Consider the following 16,514-nt stretch of genomic DNA (forward strand, 5'->3'; position numbering starts at 1 on the left):
CGTTCGGCGGGCCGACCGTAGCGTCGGTCCCCTCCGACTCGACGAGCACACCGTGACCCTCCGGACGTCCCCGACGATCGCCCGTGGACGCCCCTTCCTGGCTGTTCTGGCCGTTCTCGCCCTCCTCGGGGCCTGCAACGGCAACGACGACGCACCGACGACCGCGTCCCCCGAGGCGACCGGACCGGCGAACGGTCAAGACGAACCGGACGAGGTGACCGAACCCGACGAGCCGGAACCGACCGAGGAACCCGAGCCGGCGGTCGACCCGGCCGAGGTCGGTGCGAACGAGCTCGGCCGGATCCCGGTGCTGATGTACCACCGGATCCTGCCCGACGGCGGCGGCGACTACGACAACACCCCCGAGGAGTTCCGCGACGAGCTGCGCCGCCTGCACGAGGAGGGGTACGTGCCCATCACGACCGCGGAGCTCGTCAGCGGCCACATCGACGTCCCCGCCGGCACGACCCCGGTTGTGCTCACCTTCGACGACTCCACGCGGGAACAGTTCGGCCTCACCGAGGACGGTGAGGTCGTCCCCGACACCGCGGTCGCGATCATGGAGGAGCTGGCCGAGGAGCTCGATGGCTTCGAACCCGCCGGCTCGTTCTACGTCCTCCGCTCGTTGTTCGGCAGCTCCGAGGAGCGCGGCCGCGAGCTGCTCGCCGAGCTCCACGCTCGCGGGTACGAGATCGGCAACCACACCGCCGACCACGACAACCTCGGACAGCTCGACGCCTCCGGGGTCCAGCGGGCGCTCGCCGAGGGCGTCGCCAACATCACCGCGGCCATCCCCGACGCGGAGGTCCGCACGCTGTCCTACCCGCTCGGCATCCGACCCGACGATCCCACCCTGGTCGCCGAGGGCGAGCACGACGGCATCACCTACACCCACGAGGCCGGCCTGCTCGTGGGGTCGGGGCCCTCACCCGCGCCGTTCGACGCCGAGTTCGATCCGCTGGCCATCCCGCGCATCCGGTCACAGCCGGACTGGACACCAGGCGACGAGCCCGACTACTCCTCGGGCTTCTGGCTCGCCTGGTTCCAGGACAACCCCGAGCAGCGCTACGTCTCCGACGGCGATTCCGACACCATCAGCTTCCCCGAAGCGCTGGCCGATCAGCTGCACCCCGACCTCGTCGATCGCGCCCGGCCGTACTGACGCGACGGAGCGAGACGTGGACCTGAGTGCCCTCGAGGCGGCCGCCCGCGAGGTGATGGAGCCGTCGGCCTACGACTACTACGCCGGTGGGGCCGAGACCGAGACCACCCTCCGCGAGAACGTCACCGCGTGGGAGCGGTGGCGCCTGCGACCGCACGTGCTGCGGAACGTGGCCGACGTCACGACCGCGACCTCGCTGCTCGGCTCGCCCGTCACCACCCCCGTCGGCGTCGCGCCCGCGGCCTACCAGCAGCTCGCACACCCGGAGGGTGAGGCGGCGACGGCACGCGGATGCGCCGCTGCCGGCGCGCTGATGACCGTCTCCACGCTGGCGACCGTCTCGCTCGAGGACGTGGCGGCCGCAGCACCGGACGCTCCACGATGGTTCCAGCTGTACGTGTTCACCGACCGCGGGTACGCCGGTGAACTGGTCGAGCGGGCCGTGACCGCCGGGTACCGCGCCATCATCCTGACCGTGGACACGCCGATGCTCGGCCGGCGCTGGCGCGACGAACGCAACGGCTTCGCCCTGCGCGACGGGATGCGGATGGCGAACGTGCCCCTCGACGCGTCGACGGGGGGCGACATCGGACGCGGGTCGGGGCTGGCCGCGCTGTTCGCCGAGCACGACCGCGGCTTGACGTTCGACGACGTCGGCTGGCTGCGTGCACGGGCCGGCGCCGTCCCGATCGTGCTCAAGGGCGTCCTGCGCGGTGACGACGCCCGACGTGGCGTCGACGCCGGCGCCGCGGGGATCTGGGTGTCCAACCACGGCGGCCGCCAGCTCGACCGGGCCGTCCCGACCGCGACCGCGCTCGGCGAGGTCGCGGACGCCGTGGGCGATGACGCCGAGATCGTCGTCGATGGCGGTGTACGCCGCGGTGTCGACGTCCTGACGGCCCTCGCGCTCGGAGCACGCGGGGTCTTCGTCGCCAGGCCTGCTCTGTGGGGTCTGGCCACCGGTGGGGCGGCGGGCGTCCGGGAGGTGCTCACGGGTCTGACCGACGACCTCGCGCACGCGGCGGCCCTGGCGGGCGTCCCGGACGTCCGCGAGGTGCCCCGCGACCTCGTCACCCCTGCCTGAGCCCGGCAGCGGTTGTCGTTGGAGAGGCCCGACAGGCCGGCGGTCCGGGGTCATCTCAGCCACGACGGGCATCGTGCAGGGACGGCGGTTCCGGCCGGTGCTGCAGCGCTCCGCGGAGGCGGACTCCACGGCAGTTCCTGGCTTCTGGCGGCCAGGAACTGCCACGGGCACTGGGTGCTTCGCCAGCGTCGGCGACAGTTGCTGGCGCCCAGAAGCCAGGAACCGCTCACGCAACGACATCACGATCCGCCGCTCGATCGGATCGGCCAGCCGCGACGGGCTCACGATCGGACGTGACGGGCGATCGACCAGCCCCGCCAGCCCCTCAGGGTCATAGCGGCGCATCCACCGGGGCACCGTGCGCACATCGACCCTGCACACGCCGCAGCCTCCTGCCGGGTGATCCCCAACGTCCGGATCGACTGCAACACCTCAAGACGACGTTCTGCCTCGCTCATAGCTCCTAGAGCTCCCATCCCGCCCTCCACCTCGAGGACGATCATGGGTGCTACAGCGGACACAGGTCCTGAACACGTTTCCGGACACACCTCCTGAACCAGCACAGCACCTCGATGTGCGCCTCGTCACCCGCTGAGCTCGTCAGCCCCCGCTGCCGCGACCTGGCCAACACGCCCGCTGTGCACACCTCGCTGGGGCCTCCTAGGAACACCCGCTGCTGAGTTCACCCCTGCCTGAGCCGGACGTATGGCACCGACCGACGCGGGCCCACACCGACCGGTGCGGGCCGCGTCGATCGTTGCGCTCAGGACTCGAAGGCGACCTGGAGGGTGATCTCGGCCGTGCCGCCCGCCAGCAGCTTGCTGATCGGGCAGCCGTCCTTGGCCTTCTGCGCGTACTCGGCGAACGTGGCCTCGTCGATGCCGGGCACCTTGCCCACCGTCGACAGCGCGATCTCGGTGACGGCCGCCTGGTCGTCGACCTTGCCGAGGGTCACCACGGCCTCGGTGCGCACCTCGTCAGGGGTGTGCCCGTCGGAAGCGAGGATGTTCGACAGCGCCATCGAGAAGCAGCCGGCGTGGGCGGCAGCGATGAGCTCCTCGGGGTTGGTGGCGTCGCCGCTGCCTTCGAACCGGCTCGCGAACGTGTACGCCCCCTCGTAGCGGGCATCGCCGACGACCATGCGTCCGCTGCCGGACTTCAGGTCACCGTTCCAGGTGGCGTTCGAGGTGCTGGTGGTCACGCGTTGCTCCTTGTTGATCGCCGGCTCGGCGGTTCCGCGCCGGAGGTGTGTCGGTCAACCACGGGGTAGCTCGACGACGAACCGTGCCCCACCGAGGTCGCTGTCCTCCACCGACGCACGGCCACGGTGGAGCTCGGCGAACGCCGCCACCAGGGTCAACCCGATGCCGGTCCCCGGCGAGGCCGCACCCTCGGCGGTCGCCCCCTGCGCGAAGGGCTCGAACACGGTGCGGCGCTGGTCGGCCGGGACACCAGGGCCATCGTCCTCGACCACCAGCCGGACTGGGTCGCCCGGCTCCAGCGTCACGCTGACCGCCGCGGCCGGGCCAGCGTGCCGCCGGGCGTTGACCAGCAGGTTGACCACGATGCGCTCGACCTTGGGCGGGTCGACCGCAGCAGTGACCGATGGAGCACGCACCTGGAGCCCGTCGCCGCCGTGTTCGGCGGCGACACGCTGGACCAGCTCCCCGAGGTCGGTGGGGATGCGGTCGAGGGCCAGCACCCCGCGCGAGAGCCGGTCCACGTCGAGCAGGTCGTCGAGCAGGCGCTCCATCTTGCGGGACTGGTGGTGGATGCGCTCGGCCAGGGCGGCGATGCGGTCCGGAGGCAACCCATCCGCCCGATCGTAGAGGGTCGCGGAGAACCCGAGCAGGGCGGTGAGCGGCGTCCGCAGCTCGTGGGAGACCGCCCGCAGGAACACCTTGCGCAGCTCGTCGACCCGACGGAGGCGATCGGCCGCGGCCCGCTCGAGCTCGAGGGCCGACGCCAGCGCCCGCTCCTGACGCAGCTGGTCGGTGACGTCACGCACCATCCCGAAGACCGCTTCGAGGCGGCCATCGACGTCGCGGAGCGGCGCCTCGCGGAACTGCAGCTCGAGCTCACGCCCGTCCGGGTGACGCCACCGCCCCTCGAGCGGCCACGACACGTCGGCACCTCGGCGTGCCGCGTCGAGGCCATCGCGGGTCGCCGGATCGAGACGTTCCCACAGCGGTCTCGGGTCGGTTGCGAGCTCGACGAAGCTGACGCCGATCAGCTCCTCGAGGTACGGGTTGACGTAGTCGACCTTCAGGTGGGGCAGGAACGAGAAGCGGTACATGCCGAGCTCGCTGCCCTCGGCGAGGGCGCGGAAGCTGTCCGCCGTCCGCTTCAGTTCGTGCTCGAGCCGATCGCGCCGTTGGCTGGCCTCGCCGTCGGGCAGAGGCGGAGCCATCTCGCCCTCCCTCTCGTGGCGGTCAGCGTCGGCGCGGCCGGTCAGCGGGTCACGTCGTGCTCGCCAGGTGCGGGCTGACCGAAGAACGGGATGCGCTCGAAGTCGAGGTCGTAGCGCTCGATCGCCTCGGTCAGCACCTTCTCCTCCAACGTCCCGGCCTTCACCAGCTCGGCCAGCACGCAGTACGCGATGGCGGTGGCGTCGATCCGGTGGAAGCGACGCAGCGCGTCACGGGTGTCCGATCGCCCGTACCCGTCGGTGCCGAGGACCGCGTACGGACCGGGGATCCAGTCGGCGATCTGGAAGGGGGTGGCCCGCATCCAGTCGGACACCGCGACGTACGGCCCCGACGTCCCCTCGAGGATGCGGGTGACCAGGGGGACCTTCGGCTCGGTGTCGGGGTTGGTGCGGTTCCACGACTCGACGGCGAACCCGTCACGCAGCAGCCGGTTCCACCCGGGCGCCGACCACACGTCGGCCCGCACGTCCCAGTCCTCGGCCAGCAGGGTCTGGGCGGCGAGCGCCTGGGTCATGATCGTCCCCGAGGACATGATGTGCGCCTCGTGGGTGCCCTCCTGACCCTCGGCGAAGCGGTACAGCCCGTCGATCACCATCTCGTCGGTGACGTGGTCAGGCATCGCGGGCTGGACCACCGGCTCGTTGTAGATGGTCAGGTAGTAGATGACGTCCTCGCCACCCTCGACCACCTCGTCGGAGTACATCCGCCGCAGCCCGTCCTCGACGAGGACCGACAGTTCGTAGGCGAAGGAGGGGTCGTAGGCCTCGATGGCGGGGTTCGACTGGGCCATGAGCAGCGAGTGCCGGTCCTGGTGCTGCAACCCCTCGCCGTTGAGGGTGGTGCCGCCAGCGGTCGCTCCCATGAGGAAGCCGCGCGCCCGCTGGTCCGACGCGCTCCAGATCGAGTCAGCGGTCCGCTGGAACCCGAACATCGAGTAGAAGACGTAGAGCGGGATCATGGGCTCGCCGTGGGTGGCGTAGCTGGTGCCCGCTGCGGCGAACGTGCCCACCGACCCAGCCTCGGTGATGCCCTCGTGGATGATCTGGCCGTCGGTGGCCTGCTTGTAGGTCAGCAGCAGGTCCTGGTCGACCGGCTCGTAGGTCTGCCCGTGCCGGTCGTAGATCTTGGCCGTCGGGAACCACGAGTCCATCCCGAAGGTGCGGGCCTCGTCGGGGATGATCGGCACGATCCGCGGGCCGATGCCGTCCTTCTCGCGGAGCAGGTCCTTGAACAGCCGGACCATCGCCATGGTGGTGGCGACCTCCTGGTTGCCCGAACCCTTCTTGAGCGCGTCGTAGGCCTTCTTCGCCGGCAGCTTCGGTGCGGTGAAGACCGTCCGCCGTTCCGGGACGCTGCCGCCGAGCTCCTGGCGACGCTCGCGGATGTAGCGCACCTCGTCGGAGTCCTCACCCGGATGGGCGTAGGGCGGCAGGTCGCTCTCGAGCTCCTCGTCGGAGACGTCGAGGGACAGCCGGTCGCGGAAGGTCTTGAGCGCGGCGGACGACAGCTTCTTCATCTGGTGGACGGCGTTGCGGGCCTCGAAGTCCGGCCCCAGCGTCCAGCCCTTGACCGTCTGGGCGAGGATCACGGTCGGCGCCCCGTGCGCCTCGGTCGCGGCGCGGTAGGCGGCGTAGAGCTTGTTGTAGTCGTGCCCGCCGCGCGTCAGCTTGTCGATGTCCTCGTTGGTGATCGAGGAGGCGAGGTCGGCCAGCTTCGGGTCCGCACCGAAGAAGTGCTCGCGGACGTAGGCGGCCCCCTTGGTGGTGTAGGTCTGCATCTGGCCGTCGGGGATCTCGTTCATCCGCGCGATCAGGGCACCGTCGACGTCCCGTGCGAGCAGGTCGTCCCACTGGCGGCCCCAGACCACCTTCACCACGTTCCAGCCCGCCCCGCGGAAGACCCCCTCGAGCTCCTGGATGATCTTGCCGTTGCCGCGCACCGGACCGTCGAGCTGCTGCAGGTTGCAGTTGATGACGAACGTGAGGTTGTCCAGACCCTCGCGCGAGGCGACCGCGAGGGCGCCGAGGGACTCGGGCTCGGCCGTCTCACCATCACCGCCGAAGAACCACACCCGCTGGTCCGAGGTGTCCTTGATCCCCCGGGCGTGCAGGTACCGGTTGAAGCGCGCCTGGTAGATCGCGTTGAGAGGCCCGAGCCCCATCGAGACGGTCGGGAACTCCCAGAAGTCGGGCATCAGCCGCGGATGCGGGTAGCTCGACAGCCCACCCGGTTCGACCTCCTGACGGAACCGGTCGAGCCGGTCCTCGCCGAAGCGGCCCTCGAGGAAGGCCCGGGCGTACACCCCGGGCGAGGCGTGCCCCTGGAAGAAGACCTGGTCGCCGCCACCCGGGTGGTCCTTGCCGCGGAAGAAGTGGTTGAAGCCGACCTCGTACTGCGCGGCCGCCGACGCGTACGACCCGATGTGGCCCCCGGTACCCCGCTCGACGTTGGTGCGGTGGACCATGACGGCGGCGTTCCACCGGATGTAGCGGCGGATCCGGCGTTCCAGGTCGTGATCACCGGGGAAGTCCGGTTCGCGCTCCGGCGGGATGGTGTTGATGTAGTCGGTCGTCGTCAGCGAGGGGATCCCGATGTTGCGCCGCCGTGCCTGCTCGAGGACCTTCAGCAGCAGGAAGCGACCACGCGCCTGCCCGTGCTCGTCGACGACCGCGTCGAAGGACTCCAGCCACTCACGGGTCTCGACCTCGTCGACGTCGGGGTACTGGGCCGGTAGGCCGTCGGTGATGATGGGACGGTCACCGGTCGCGTACCGCTGCTGGTCTCGCTGCTCTGCCACGGGAGGCCTCGATCGGAGGAGGGGCTCGGAGGGGGTGGCGCTCGCGGTCCTGCGGACGCGGGTCACGCGCCGGACGGGACCGACTCCTCACGACCGGGGTACCGCACCGCGAGGGCGACCGACGCTAACCGTTCGGGCGGGTGGGCGCCGCACGACCCGCGGCCCGCGGACAGCGGTGTCCGCCGCGAGGACGACCCCGTACAGCCACCCTGGAACGACCTCGCACGGTACGTTCCGCTCGTGTCCACCTCCCGGTTCCTCGTGGTCGCGCTCGCGGTGCTTGCGAGCGCGTGCTCCGGCGTGAACGATCAGATCTCCGAGCTCCGTGGGCAGGCGGACGACACCACCGACCGGGTGCAGTTCTGCCTGGCGGTCACGCGTGCCGTCACGGCCGTCGACGGCGGCTCGTCGCCGGCCGAGGCGCAGGCCGCCGCCGAGGAGGTCCTCACCCAGGTGCCCGACGAGATGCGAGCCGACGCGGAACTGGTGGCGCAGCGGCTGCGCGAGGCCGCCGAGGCCGGTGATCGCTCGGCGCTCGACGAGGAGTTCCGTACGGCTGCCGCCAACCTCCGTGACGGCACGAAGGCGATGTGCGACCCGCGCAAGTGAGCACGATCCAGCGGACGCGGGCGGCACCGCCGCCGCGACCCGGTGGGCCACGTCGAGCCACTACCCTCGACGTCGTGCCCGACCGGAAGGCCGACGCGTTGGCCCGAGCCCGATACAAGCCCGTCACCCCCGATCAGCGGGTGCGCGACCTCCGCAAGGAGTTCAAGGGGTTCGAGAAGGAGGAGCCCGGCCCACAGCGGGCTGCGCGTCTCGCGGCCTTCGCCCGCGCCGCGCACCACGAGCGTCAGCTCAACATGGCGATGCACGCCGCCCAGCTGTGCCTCGACGAGGACCCGGACGCCCCGACGCTGCTCGTGGATGCCTACCGGGCCGAGGACGCCGACGTCGAGGACCGCCTGCGGTCCTACAGCGACCTGAAGGACCTCGCCCGGTACGTCGACCGACCGGACGTGGTCACGCTCGCCGAGGGGTTCCTCGCCGAGGAAGCCCGGGCGTGGGTCGCCGCCGGGGACGACCAGGAGCGACGTCACCGGTTGCGGACGCTCACCTCGCTGGTCAGCCGTGCCTTCGCCGACGACCTGCGCGACCAGATCGCAGGCCGACCCTGAGCGGACCCGTCCCGGTCACCCTCGACGACGTGCACCGCGCCGCCCGACGGATCGCCGGCGTCGCGCACCGGACCCCCGTGCTGACCTCCGGGCAGCTCGATGATCGGACGGGCGCCGCGCTCTTCTTGAAGGCCGAGCACCTCCAGCGCGTCGGGGCCTTCAAGTTCCGCGGAGCGACCAACGCCGTGGCCGCTCTCGATACCGCGACCCGGGCCCGCGGCGTGGTCGCGTTCTCGTCGGGCAACCACGCCCAGGCGGTCGCCCTGACGTGCCGGATCCAGCAGGTACCGGCGACGATCGTGATGCCTCAGGACGCACCGCCGGTCAAGCTCGACGCGACCCGCGGCTACGGCGCCGAGGTCGTCACCTACGACCGCTTCACCGAGGACCGTCGTGCCATCGGGCAGCGGATCGCCGAGGAACGCGGCGCGACGGTGATCCCCCCCTTCGATCACCCCGACATCGTCGCGGGCCAGGGCACCGCAGCCCTGGAGCTGCTCGAGGCCGTCCCGGACCTCGACCTGCTGGTCGCGCCCATCGGCGGCGGAGGTCTGTTGGCCGGCTGCACCGCTGCCGCCCGTGGCCTGGTGCCGGACCTCGAGGTCGTCGGCGTCGAGCCTGCCGGTCGACACGCAGCACGTGACGCGCTCGCCCGTGGTGAGGTCGTCGAGGTCCCGGTGCCGAGGACGGTGCTCGACGGGCAGCAGACCGCGTACATCGGCGCCATCCCGCTCGCGGTGCTCTCCCACCACGGGGTCCGGGTCGTGGGCGTCGAGGACGCGGCGGCGCTGGACACGGTGGCGTGGGTCGCCACGCGGATGAAGCAGGTGGTCGAGCCGTCCGGCGCCGCGGCGCTCGCCGCGCTCCTCGACGGGACCATCGACGTCCGAGGACGACGCGTCGGGGTGGTGCTGTCCGGCGGCAACGTTGCACCAGCGCTCCTGGCGGACGCGCTGCGCACGTCGGGGGCCGAGGGCTCAACCGCCCAGGCCGATCGGCCGAGAAGAGGGTGACCGACCCTCGGATCGTCGATGTCCCCTGCCCGCATGCCGTCCACGTCCACTCGTGGGCACGGCCGGGCGGCGCTGGCGCTACTGCTCGCGATCGGGCTCACGGCCCCGGTGGCCACGGCCGCAGCTGCCGACACCGGGACGACACCGGTGGCGCCGCGGGAGGTCACCGCTCCTCCGCGAGCGGCGACGACCGATCACGTCGACGGTCTGATCGTGGAGCTGCGCCCCGGCCGCGGCCCCGAGCGGGCCCGTGAACGTCTGGCACAGCTGACCGGGCGGACGGCCTCAGCCGGCGCCCACCTCGGGGGGAACGCACGCACCCTGGACCTCGACGGACCGGTCGGCCTGGCCGACGCGCAGCGCGCCGCTGAGCGGCTCGAGCGCGAAGGCCTGGTGGTCTCGGCCACGCCCAACGTGCGCATGTCGATCGCGGCGGCCCCGGACGACCAGTACTACGCGCAGTACCAGTGGAGCCTGCACGACCGCTGGAAGGACAGCGCCGTCCGCGGCGTGAGCGCCGAGATCGCGTGGAACACGACCATCGGCTCGAGCGACGTCGTCGTGGCTGTGCTCGACACCGGCGTACTCGCCCACCCGGACATCGTCGACCGACTCGTACCCGGCTACGACTTCGTCGACGGTGACAGCGATGCCAGCGACCCCGGCGACTGGTGCGAGGAGCCCCCCTTCGAGAGCGACAGTTCCTGGCATGGCACCCACGTGGCCGGCACCATCGGCGCGACGACGGACAACGGCATCGGTGTGGCCGGCGTCGACCAGCGGGCCCGTATCCAGCCCGTCCGCGTGCTCGGTCAGTGCGGCGGGACCATGGGCGACATCATCGCCGGTATCCGGTGGGCCGCCGGTCTGCCGGTGACAGGGGTGCCGACCAACCCCACGCCCGCGGACGTGCTCAACCTCAGCCTCGGCGGAACCGCCTCCTGCTACACCGAGCTCCAGTCGGCGATCGACGACGCCACAGCGGCCGGCAGCCTGGTCGTGGTCGCAGCCGGCAACGAGAACAGGGACGCCAAGGACGTCGCACCCGCCAACTGCGCCAAGGTGGTGACGGTGGCCTCGACCAGTCGGCTCGGTGACCGAGCCTTCTACTCCAACTACGGGCCGGTGGTCGACATCGCCGCCCCCGGCGGCGACAGCAAGGAAGGGGACGGCTGGGGGGTCATCCTGTCCCTGAGCAACACGGGGACGACCACCCCGGGCACGATGAACTACGACTTCAAGCAGGGCACCAGCATGGCCGCCCCCCACGTGGCCGGCGTCGCCGCGCTCGCGCTGTCCCTCGCCCCGACCCTGAGCCCCGCGCAGCTGACCGACCTGCTCCTGGCCACCGCCACCCCGTTCCCCGAATCCACGCCCCGCGGTGCGGAGCACGAGTGTTCCAGCGACCCGACGGCGCCCTACCACTGCGGTTCGGGGATCGTGAGCGCAGCGACCGCCGTCGCCCTGACCACCCCGGTGCTGTCCGGCACGGCCGGGGTCGAGAAGGTCGACCTCGCCTGGACGGCATCGACCCACGCCTCGGGGATCGCGGGCTACGACCTGCACCGGACCACCGGTTCGACCTGCTCGACCGCGGCGCCACGCGTGTACCGCGGGACCAAGCGCACCTTCACGGACACCACCGTGACCGCGGGCACCACCTACCGGTACTGCGTGGTCGCACGCTCGGTCGACAAGCAGCTCTCCGCCCTGTCCAACACCGTGTCGGCGACCCCGAAGGCGGCCCCGGCTCCCCTGGCCAAGCCGTCGTGGCCGGCGGACACCACGCTCACCTTCGACCTCGAGGGCAGCGACCTCCGCCTCGCCTGGCCCCGCGCCAACGGCACCGTCGACCGGTACGACGTGTTCCGAGACGGCACCCGCATCGCCACGACCACGGGCCGCAGCTTCCTCGTCACCGGCCTGAAGCTCGACCAGCGCTACCTGCTGCAGGTCCGCGCACGCAACAGCTCTGGGTCGTCACCCGCGATCGACCGCTACGTCACCCCGTCGGGCCCGTTCAGCGACGTCGATCCCCGGTCGCCCTTCCGCACCGACATCGCCTGGCTGGCCACCGCCGAGATCACCCGCGGCTGCGGCGGCGACCGCTTCTGCCCCGGGGCCCACGTGACCCGTCAGCAGATGGCCGCCTTCCTCAGCCGCGGGCTCGGCCTGACCGAGACCAGTGGCATCCGGTTCTCCGACGTCCCCCGCGACTCGATCTTCGCCACCGACATCGACAAGCTCGCCACCGCCGGGATCACGCTCGGCTGCGGCGGCGACCGCTTCTGCCCGGGCGACAACGTCACCCGCCAGCAGATGGCCGCCTTCCTCACCCGTGGGCTCGACCTCACCGCCACCAGCGGCATCCGGTTCTCCGACGTCGCCCGCGGATCGGCAGCCGAGCGCGACATCGACCGGCTCGCCACCGCCGGGATCACGCTCGGGTGCGGCGGCGACCGGTTCTGCCCCGGGGCCGACGTCAGCCGTCAGCAGATGGCCGCGTTCCTGCGACGCGGGCTCGCCAGCTGATCCGGATCATGTGACGCAGGTCAGCTCGCGTGATCACGGCTGCGTTGGGCTGACCAGCGAGCCCGGACCGCCCCGAAGGTCGCCGCAGCGGCGAGCAGGTCACCCGCCGCGAGCGCGTCGATCGCCTCGTGCAGCTCGGCGCACGTGCGATCCGCCCGCCGTTCCTCCGGCGAGCGCAGCTGACCGACCCCGCCCTCGTCGAGCTCGACGACCGCCTCGTCCACGAACCCGTCGAGCCACGCGGTCAGCTCGGCCAGGGCGAGGAGCACCTCGTCGGCGTCCTCGACCGTCCCCTCGACGACCTCGATCGCGTGCTCGAGGCGGACGACCGCCTGCCCGACGGTCGTCAGGTACCGGACGCGCGGGCCGGCACCCTCCGGGGGATCCTGCACCCGACGCTCGTCGGGGGCGAAGGCCACGAACCAGTGCAGGGGGACGGCCCAGGGCTCGTCCAGGATGTGCGGCACCTCGCCGGACGCCGCGGCCTCGGCGAGCAGGTCACGCGCCTGCGTGTCGGGGACGAACTGGTCCACCACCACGTCCGGGATGCTGCGCCGGAAGGCCGCCAGGGCGAACGCCGCCCGCAGCTCCAGCTGCAGGGGGCAGACCAGGGTGCGCGACCCTGCCCGGCGCACGAGCGCGGCATCGGGGCCGAGCGGCGTCCGTCCGCCGACGAGCCGGGCCGAGGCGTCGCGCCACTCGACCTCGGCCACCTGGCCTCGGGTCAACCCTTCACCGGCCTCGACGTACGCGGCCCAGCGGGCACGCTCCCGAGGCGGGAACGACGCCAGCGGGACGAACACCTTCAGCTGCGCGGTGGGCACCATCGCGACCGAACGTAGCCGTCCCGTACGCCGTCGTGGGCCTAGCCTTGGCAAGACGAGGACGGACCCGTGCGACCCACGGGCCGCACCTCGCCTGGGAGCAGCGCCGACGTGACCCGTCGGCGACGACGACGGCACGCCGCCCGGACCGGGCGGCGGGAGGAGCGAGACCGGTGGGACCCTTCGCACGCTTCGACGGTCACGAGCAGGTGGTGTTCGCCCGCGACGAGGAACGCGGCCTGACCTGCATCGTGGCGATCCACTCGACCCGCCTCGGACCTGCGCTGGGCGGCACGCGGTGGCGGCCCTACGCCTCCGAGGAGGAGGCCCTCGAGGACGTCCTGCGCCTCTCGCGCGCGATGACCCTCAAGAACGCGTGCGCCGGGATCGACCACGGCGGCGGCAAGGCCGTGATCGTCGGCGACCCCGCCACGGAACGCTCCGAGGCGCTGCTGCGGGCCTACGGCCGCGTCATCGCCTCGCTCGGCGGGCGGTACGTCACCGCCTGCGACATCGGCACGACCCCCGACGACATGGCCACGATCAAACGCGAGACCCCCTGGGCCACCGGCGCCGACCCGATGCACGGCGGCTCGGGTGATTCCGGGGTCACCACCGCGCTCGGGGTGGAGCTGGCCATGAAGGCCGCCTGCGCCTTCCACTTCGGCAGCGAGGACCTGGCGGGCCGGCACGTGGCGGTGCAGGGCCTCGGCAAGGTCGGCGGCCGGCTGGTGCGCTCCCTCGCCGAGCAGGGCGCCAAGCTGACCGTCGCCGACATCGCCGAGGCGGCCATCGATCGCGTGGCTGACCTGCCCGGTGTGGACGTCACCTCCGTCGACGACGTGCTGTTCACCGATGCCGACGTGGTGTCGCCCAACGCGCTCGGCGCGGTGCTGACCGCGGACTCGGTACCGAAGCTGCAGGCACCGATCGTGTGCGGCGGCGCCAACAACCAGCTCGCCACCGACGAGGACGCCGATCGTCTCGACGACGCCGGGGTGCTGTACTGCCCGGACTTCGTGGTCAACGCAGGTGGCGTCATCCAGGTCGCCGACGAGCTGCTGCCGGGCGGTCACGACCCGGCACGTGTCGCCAGGCGGGCGCAGGCCATCCCCGCCACGCTGACGCAGCTGCTGCGCGTGGCGCGTGACGAGGGCGTCAGCACCGAGGTCGCCGCCGAGCGGGTGGCCGAGCGCCGCATCGCGTCGGTCGGCGGTCTGCGAGGTTTCCACCTCCCGACCTGAGGCCGGGTCGGCACCCCGCACCGGCGTGCCGCGGCCCCGACCTGACGTGGTCGGGGCCGCCGTCGTGCTGTTCAGGCCGTACCGACCGGCAGCGCGCACGACCAGCCGAAGACCGGGTCGGCGGTGAACCGAGCAGCCGATCGCCGCGCTGCGCCGAGCTCGGCGCTGGTCATCTGCGGCGCGAGCACCTCGGTGCGGGTCTCCACCCGCTCCGCGGCGGCGCCGTCCAGGGTCAGGATGTGGATCCCGTGGACCGAGTCGTTGGCGTAGATGACCTCGCCGATCCAGTGGGTGCTCCACCCGCTGCCACCCTCCGGGCGGAAGTAGGCGATCTGGATGGGTGTGGCCGGATCGGTGACGTCGAGGAACCGGAAGCCCTGCGCGTACCACCCACCGGCGACGACGCCGTCCTGCATGTTGAAGTAGTGCGCCGAGCAGGCCACATCGGTGTTGCCGCCCGTGCCCTCCTGGTCGTACACGCTCCAGCGGGACACCTCGGTGAGGGCGAACGGTTCCGCTCCTGCCGCGTACTCCTCGGCGCTGCGCCACGCCTGGCCCTCGTCGGCACCTTCCAGGGAGACGATGTAGAACTTGCCCGATTCCGAGCACGGCGCGCTGAAGTTCTCGTCGGTGACGTACAGGAGTTCGCCCGGCGCGTGGTCCCCGCCCGTGGCGGCACCGTCGCTGGCGCCTGGGCGCCGTGGCCGCTCGGAGTCGGTCCAGGCCGAGTCCCCGAACTCGCCGTCGACCGGGCGCTCGGAGTTGTGGATGGCGCCCAGCAGCCGGCGGGGATCGGCCGGCTCGTTGTACTCGCCGACCTCACCGCCGGCGAAGGGCACTGGGTCGTAGGCGGTGGCGGTGCGGTACCGGTCCTCGGTCGGGTCGAAGTGGATGCCCTCGGTCCGGTACCCCCGGACCCCGCCGCGTCCGGAGACCCACGCCACGCCCTGCTGGTCGACCTGGACGTCGTGGGCGTAGTCGGTGATGCCGCGGTAGCGGCCGGTGTCGACCGGCTCGTCGTAGGTCCGCGGGTTCTGCGGGTCACGGACGTCGGTCACCAGGATGGGCCGGGCGATCCAGTCGGCGGGGTCGGTCGCGGCGCGTGACGGCCCACCGCTCCAGATGAAGTCGCACCCGTTGACGCAGGTCGAGGTGTGCCCGGCGCCGACCTCGTGGAAGCGCAGCGGCTGCGGGTCGGTCGGATCGGCGATGTCGATGATGTAGAACCCGCTGATCCCGGTCTCCTGCTGGTTGGAGAAGGCCCGTGGGTCGCGGGACAGGAACGCGAGCATGCGCTCCTTGTCGATGTTGAGCGACTCGGCCGTGTGGTAGTTGTTGCTCGGGTCGTCGCCCGGCAGCGCGAGCTCGGCCTTGTCGAGGGTGCCGATCAGCTTCGGCTCGTACCGGTCGCGGATGTCGTAGATCCGCATCCCGAAGCGACCGGTGGTCACGAGCGCCTCCCCGTCCGCGTAGCGCACCGGGTTGACGGCCGACGTGCCGGCGACGCTGATCGTGCCGTGGAACTCGACGCCGTCGATGGGACCGTCGGGTCGCTCGGTGTCGAGCACGTCCTCACCGGCCTCGTCCCACGGGTGCGGTTCCTGACGGCGGTCCTCACGCCACTGCACGGCGCGGAAGACGAACGAGGCCGCTTGGTCGCGACGCAGGGAGGCACGTGGCCGGAAGGTGCCGTCCGTCGAACCACGGGCGACACCGATCGCTGCGAGCGCGTTGATGGCGTCGGCGTGGATGGTCGCATCGAGGTCCGAGAACGCATCCTCGTCGACCGGCGGCGCGTCCAGCCACCGGGCGAGCAGTGCCGCGATCTGGTCGCGGGTGATCGCCTGGCCCGGGCGGAAGCTGCCATCGGGGTAGCCCTTCACGAGCCCGGCTGCGGCGGCCGCGGCGATGTTGCCCGCGTGCGGCCCACCGTCGACGTCGTCGAACGGGCGCTCACCGCTCGGTGACAAGCCAGCAGCGCGAGCCACGACCGAGGCGAGCTGCGCGCGTGTCAACGTCCCGCTCGGATCGAAGGTCCCGTCCCCCTTGCCGAGCAGGATCCGGCGCTGCGCCAGCTCGGAGATCGCCTCGCCGTGGGGTGAGTTCTCGTGGTCGACGTCATCGAACGTCGGGGTGGCCGCAGCACCAGCTGTCGACACCACCAGGGCGGAGGCTGCCAGCAACGCCACCGTCCGGCTGCGGCGACCCAACCGATGGCGCCCTCGCCAGCGTCTGTGGATGATCACGGTTC

The 16,514-nt window shown here is 71.8% G+C and carries 12 protein-coding genes and 1 pseudogene; 7 read left to right on the forward strand and 6 right to left on the reverse strand.

The window, feature by feature from the left end:
- Nucleotides 1–52: 52 nt before the first annotated feature.
- Nucleotides 53–1,162: a polysaccharide deacetylase family protein gene (locus NITAL_RS02845; RefSeq protein ID WP_052664546.1), complete on the forward strand. Its 1,110-nt coding sequence runs from the start codon at nt 53–55 to the stop codon at nt 1,160–1,162.
- 16 nt (nt 1,163–1,178) lie between these two features.
- On the forward strand, nt 1,179–2,246 hold the full coding sequence (locus tag NITAL_RS02850; RefSeq protein ID WP_052664547.1) for an alpha-hydroxy acid oxidase: 1,068 nt from the start codon (nt 1,179–1,181) through the stop codon (nt 2,244–2,246).
- 195 nt (nt 2,247–2,441) lie between these two features.
- Here the strand turns inward: NITAL_RS02850 and NITAL_RS29340 are convergent.
- The 4 genes and pseudogenes from NITAL_RS29340 to aceE all read right to left on the reverse strand — a co-directional run.
- Nucleotides 2,442–2,627: pseudogene (locus tag NITAL_RS29340) on the reverse strand (helix-turn-helix domain-containing protein); the annotation flags it as partial.
- Nucleotides 2,628–3,009: 382 nt separating this feature from the next.
- The gene (locus NITAL_RS02855) at nt 3,010–3,447 is read right to left on the reverse strand and encodes an OsmC family peroxiredoxin (protein ID WP_083441161.1); all 438 of its coding nucleotides are present in this window, start codon (nt 3,445–3,447) and stop codon (nt 3,010–3,012) included.
- Between the two features lie 54 nt (nt 3,448–3,501).
- Nucleotides 3,502–4,656, reverse strand: coding sequence for a PAS domain-containing sensor histidine kinase (locus NITAL_RS02860; RefSeq protein ID WP_052664548.1), 1,155 nt, complete (start codon nt 4,654–4,656; stop codon nt 3,502–3,504).
- 41 nt (nt 4,657–4,697) lie between these two features.
- Nucleotides 4,698–7,472 (reverse strand): pyruvate dehydrogenase (acetyl-transferring), homodimeric type, encoded by a 2,775-nt coding sequence (gene aceE, locus NITAL_RS02865; protein ID WP_052664549.1) that lies wholly within the window; start codon nt 7,470–7,472, stop codon nt 4,698–4,700.
- A gap of 240 nt (nt 7,473–7,712) precedes the next feature.
- On the opposite strand from aceE, the gene NITAL_RS02870 reads away from it, so the two are divergent.
- The 4 genes from NITAL_RS02870 (at nt 7,713) to NITAL_RS02885 (ending at nt 12,195) form a co-directional block, all read left to right on the forward strand.
- Nucleotides 7,713–8,081, forward strand: a complete 369-nt coding sequence (locus tag NITAL_RS02870) for a hypothetical protein (protein ID WP_052664550.1) — start codon at nt 7,713–7,715, stop codon at nt 8,079–8,081.
- A gap of 74 nt (nt 8,082–8,155) precedes the next feature.
- Nucleotides 8,156–8,650, forward strand: a complete 495-nt coding sequence (locus NITAL_RS02875) for a hypothetical protein (RefSeq protein WP_052664551.1) — start codon at nt 8,156–8,158, stop codon at nt 8,648–8,650.
- Nucleotides 8,651–8,679: 29 nt separating this feature from the next.
- A complete protein-coding gene (locus NITAL_RS02880) occupies nt 8,680–9,663 on the forward strand; it encodes a pyridoxal-phosphate dependent enzyme (protein ID WP_211262164.1) in 984 nt (327 codons plus the stop codon).
- Between the two features lie 33 nt (nt 9,664–9,696).
- Nucleotides 9,697–12,195: a S8 family serine peptidase gene (locus NITAL_RS02885; RefSeq protein ID WP_052664552.1), complete on the forward strand. Its 2,499-nt coding sequence runs from the start codon at nt 9,697–9,699 to the stop codon at nt 12,193–12,195.
- 20 nt (nt 12,196–12,215) lie between these two features.
- Here NITAL_RS02885 and NITAL_RS02890 read toward each other — a convergent pair whose 3' ends face one another.
- A complete protein-coding gene (locus tag NITAL_RS02890; RefSeq protein ID WP_211262165.1) occupies nt 12,216–13,019 on the reverse strand; it encodes a DUF8083 family protein in 804 nt (267 codons plus the stop codon).
- A 173-nt stretch (nt 13,020–13,192) separates the two neighbouring features.
- Here NITAL_RS02890 and NITAL_RS02895 point away from each other — a divergent pair, with 173 nt between their 5' ends.
- Complete coding sequence (locus NITAL_RS02895) at nt 13,193–14,263, forward strand: Glu/Leu/Phe/Val family dehydrogenase (protein ID WP_052664554.1); 1,071 nt, start codon at nt 13,193–13,195, stop codon at nt 14,261–14,263.
- A gap of 71 nt (nt 14,264–14,334) precedes the next feature.
- Here NITAL_RS02895 and NITAL_RS02900 read toward each other — a convergent pair whose 3' ends face one another.
- Nucleotides 14,335–16,509, reverse strand: a complete 2,175-nt coding sequence (locus NITAL_RS02900) for an S-layer homology domain-containing protein (RefSeq protein WP_169786704.1) — start codon at nt 16,507–16,509, stop codon at nt 14,335–14,337.
- Nucleotides 16,510–16,514 lie beyond the last annotated feature (5 nt).

Source organism: Nitriliruptor alkaliphilus DSM 45188 (assembly GCF_000969705.1).
Taxonomy (GTDB): Bacteria; Actinomycetota; Nitriliruptoria; order Nitriliruptorales; family Nitriliruptoraceae; genus Nitriliruptor; species Nitriliruptor alkaliphilus.